The organism is Escherichia sp. KCJ4928 (assembly GCF_004352695.1).
Lineage (GTDB): Bacteria > Pseudomonadota > Gammaproteobacteria > Enterobacterales > Enterobacteriaceae > ECMA0423.
Window position 1 is genome coordinate 1 of sequence record NZ_SJWV01000279.1, and the last position, 3593, is coordinate 3593.

General features: G+C 47.7%; 2 protein-coding genes and 1 pseudogene. 1 reads left to right on the top strand and 2 read right to left on the bottom strand.

The genetic code is table 11. The annotated features are described in order from the left end of the window. Nucleotides 1–146 precede the first annotated feature (146 nt). Nucleotides 147–1601: an AMP nucleosidase gene (gene amn, locus E0D98_RS22350; protein ID WP_001060244.1), complete on the bottom strand. Its 1455-nt coding sequence runs from the start codon at nucleotides 1599–1601 to the stop codon at nucleotides 147–149. A 101-nt stretch (nucleotides 1602–1702) separates the two neighbouring features. Next, nucleotides 1703–3019, bottom strand: coding sequence for a shikimate transporter (gene shiA, locus E0D98_RS22355; protein WP_000378572.1), 1317 nt, complete (start codon nucleotides 3017–3019; stop codon nucleotides 1703–1705). Between the two features lie 314 nt (nucleotides 3020–3333). Here shiA and E0D98_RS22360 point away from each other — a divergent pair. After that, nucleotides 3334–3593, top strand: a pseudogene (locus E0D98_RS22360) (lipopolysaccharide heptosyltransferase family protein); the annotation flags it as partial.

Here is a 3593-nt window from a genome sequence, read left to right on the forward strand (position 1 = left end):
TGCTTTTAATATGTGGAAATCATTAAGACGATAATAAAACTCGTATCCGCCCAAGGAAGCAAACAGCCCACGATTATTGCAGGCTATTTGCCAGGTGTCTTACTTACTCCTTCACATCTATTTCTGATAAGAAGGTTCAGAACTTATTATCGGAACGGCGGCTCATTAAAGGTTCGTAATTTACGCGAATGCAGTCGGTCGCCTTCTGCGCGCAGCAAATCGATCGCCCGAATGCCAATTTGCAGATGTTCGGAAATAGCGCCTTCATAAAAACGGTTAGCCTGGCCGGGAAGTTTAATCTCGCCATGCAACGGTTTATCTGAAACACACAGTAGTGTCCCGTATGGCACGCGGAAACGATATCCTTGCGCGGCAATGGTTGCACTTTCCATATCAATTGCTACGGCCCGGCTTAAGTTAAAACGAAGTGCAGAAGCTGAGTAACGTAATTCCCAGTTCCTGTCATCTGTGGTTACCACAGTACCAGTACGTAGCCGCTGTTTGACTTCCTCACCGGGCCTGCCGCTCACCAGCTTGGTGGCGTCATAAAGCGCACGTTGCACTTCAGCAATGCTCGGAATAGGAATATCGGGCGGCAGAACCGCATCAAGAACGTGGTCATCGCGTAAATAAGCGTGTGCAAGTACATAATCGCCAATGGCCTGACTTTCACGTAATCCGCCACAGTGACCAATCATCAACCAGACATCCGGGCGTAGCACTGCCAGATGATCGCAGATGGTTTTAGCATTTGACGGTCCCACGCCAATATTCACCAGAGTAATACCCTGACCATCGGCGGTAATTAAATGCCATGCTGGCATCTGATGTTTTTTCCATGCAAGGTCGGAAATGGCTTCTTCTGGCGCTTCGGTTTCGGCGGTGATCCAGTTCCCGCCAGCACAAGAAAGGGCAATGTAGGGACTATCAGGATCGAGGATCTGGCTGCATCCCCAACGAACGAATTCATCCACATAACGTGTGTAGTTGGTAAACAAGACGAACGGCTGAAAATGTTCAACTGGCGTACCGGTATAATGGCGCAACCGTGCGAGGGAAAAATCGACGCGGCGCGCATCAAAATGCGATAGCGGGGAGAATTCCGTTGGATGATAAATGCCGTCTGCAGTTTCATCGCCAATTTGCGCCAGTTCTGTTGTCGGGAAGTAGCGAGTTAACCCAGCGCTCATTGAGCGATCAAGTGTCAATTCAGAGCCATCGATGACATAAGGATAAGGGATTTCATGCTGCGAGGGTTGCACAGAGATATGCGCACCATAATCCTGATACAGCAACGTAAGTTGTTCATTAAGATACGAACGAAAGAGAGTAGGGCGAGTAATCGTGGTGGTGTAGCTGCCTGCGTGAGTAAAACGACCAAATGCGCGCGTTTTGGGGGGATTGGTTGTGCTACCGTCCCAGGTTACGGTCAGTGATGGATAGACAAAAAGACCTTGTTTGCGGGCGTTTTCATCAGGTAATTCGCCACTTGTAATATAGTTGCCAATGGCGTTGCGTAATGCGACTACAGATTGCTCATACAGCGCGTCGAGTTTATCCAGTGCCTGAGCTGGGGTCAGACCGGAGCCCTTATTATTCATGTGTGTCTCCTGTTCCATACAATTACCGCACATCCGATAGTATGTCACAGAAATGTGAAACAAAAGTGTAAGGCGAAGATCGGATGATCTTCGCCAGGCTATCAAGCGCGTTGACTGTCTTTCATCAACAAAGCGGTCATTGCGGAAATCAGGCATCCAGCCAGCAAATAAATGGCGACGCTATGCCAGTTCCCGGCAAAGTAAGTGATGAGTGCAGCGGCAATAAAAGGTGTAAATCCACCGCCAACCACACTGGCAACCTGATAACCGACTCCTGCGCCACTATAGCGATAACTGGCACCAAACATTTCGGTAAACATCGGTTGTTGCACACACACCACCATGTCATGCGCAATGTTTGCCAGCATTATGGAGAAGAAAACTATCCAGAAAATGGATTGTGCTTCAAGCGCCATAAAGAAAGGAAATGCGCTCAACGTTCCGATTAACGCGCCTGTGATATAAACCCTACGGCGACCAAAACGATCGGCAAGCCAGGCAAAACAGGGAATTGTCAGGCAGCTTAATCCACCTACCAGCAAACCAATATTAAGGAAAAGTTCGCGCGGTAGCCCCATATTCTGGGTTGAATAATTAAGTGCAAAGGCAGTAACGATGTACATCGTCAGCAATTCGCACAGTCGTAGCGCAATAATCTTCAGGAAAGCACCGGGATGTCGTAACAGCGCTTCGATAACCGGGATGCGTTTTTTCGCGGCAGCTTGATAATGTTGCTGTTGTTCAAATTCCGCGGACTCCTCCATGCCATTGCGCACCCACAATGCTCCCAGTACCAGTACGATGCTAAACAGGAAAGGAATGCGCCAGCCCCAGCTTAAAAACTGTTCGTCAGTCGTCATCATACTGATCAATGAAACCAGTCCGGTTGAAAGCAGTAAACCTACACCGTAGCCAACTTGTACACCGCTACTGTAAAAGGCTTTTTTATTTTTCGGTGCACTTTCAACGGAAAGCAACGCCGCGCCTCCCCATTCGCCGCCGACGGCAAATCCCTGAATGGCACGCAGTGTCACCAGCAAAATAGGTGCCCACCACCCAATGGTCGAGAATGAAGGAAGAATACCAATCAAGGCTGTCGCGATGCCCATCATCCAGACGGTCAGCATTAACATGCGCTTACGTCCCAGTCGGTCGCCAAAGTGACCGAAAATGACACCGCCGAGCGGACGGAAAAGGAATCCGACGCCAAAGGTAGCAAATGCGGCGAGCGTTCCCATCGCCGGGCTTACTTGCGGGAAAAACTCGCGATTAAACACCAGTGCGGCGGTGATGCCATAGAGTAAAAAATCATACCAGTCGACGACGGCACCAGCGAAGCTGCCTAACGCAGCTCGTCGGGCGCGACTTAACGAAAGCGTCCCTTCATCGGGACGAGTGGAGATGAGCGTGGAGTCCATAATGATCCTGTTTGTACTGTCTTTTTATAATTAGTATGGAAAAGGTAACTCACATTGCCGTCGATCTATAAACGAACCTTATGAGACTACCTCGACAGAGCGCATCTGCAAATGATTTTATGGCTGATTAGCGGCAACATGAAAAATTCGATGGAAGATGAAAGCGCAGGAGTTGCTGGTGTTGTTTAAGGATTAAGCAGAGGACCCACAGGTTAGAGATATGAAACATAAAAGTCCGCATATGCACAAAATGGCACCCTGATGAGTCTGATAGACTGCATTGCATTATAACCAGTAGGGAGGCGAGGTTAGGTATGTTTTTAGCATCATTGTTGAGACGTATTGCATTTAGTTACTACGATTATAAAGCTTATAATTTCAATATTGAAAAAACAGACTTTGTTGTCATCCATATTCCCGACCAGATTGGCGATGCTATGGCCATCTTTCCTGTTATTCGGGCGCTTGAATTGCATAAAATTAAGCATCTTTTAATTGTTACGTCGACAATTAATTTAGAAGTGTTTAATGCACTTAAACTTGAAAAGACTAAATTAACATTAGTCACAATGAC

What these genes read in the sequence shown, in the direction of transcription:
- amn (WP_001060244.1), bottom strand. Translation starts at nt 1,601, where the DNA reads ATGAATAATAAGGGCTCCGGTCTGACCCCAGCTCAGGCACTGGATAAA.
- shiA (WP_000378572.1), bottom strand. Translation starts at nt 3,019, where the DNA reads ATGGACTCCACGCTCATCTCCACTCGTCCCGATGAAGGGACGCTTTCG.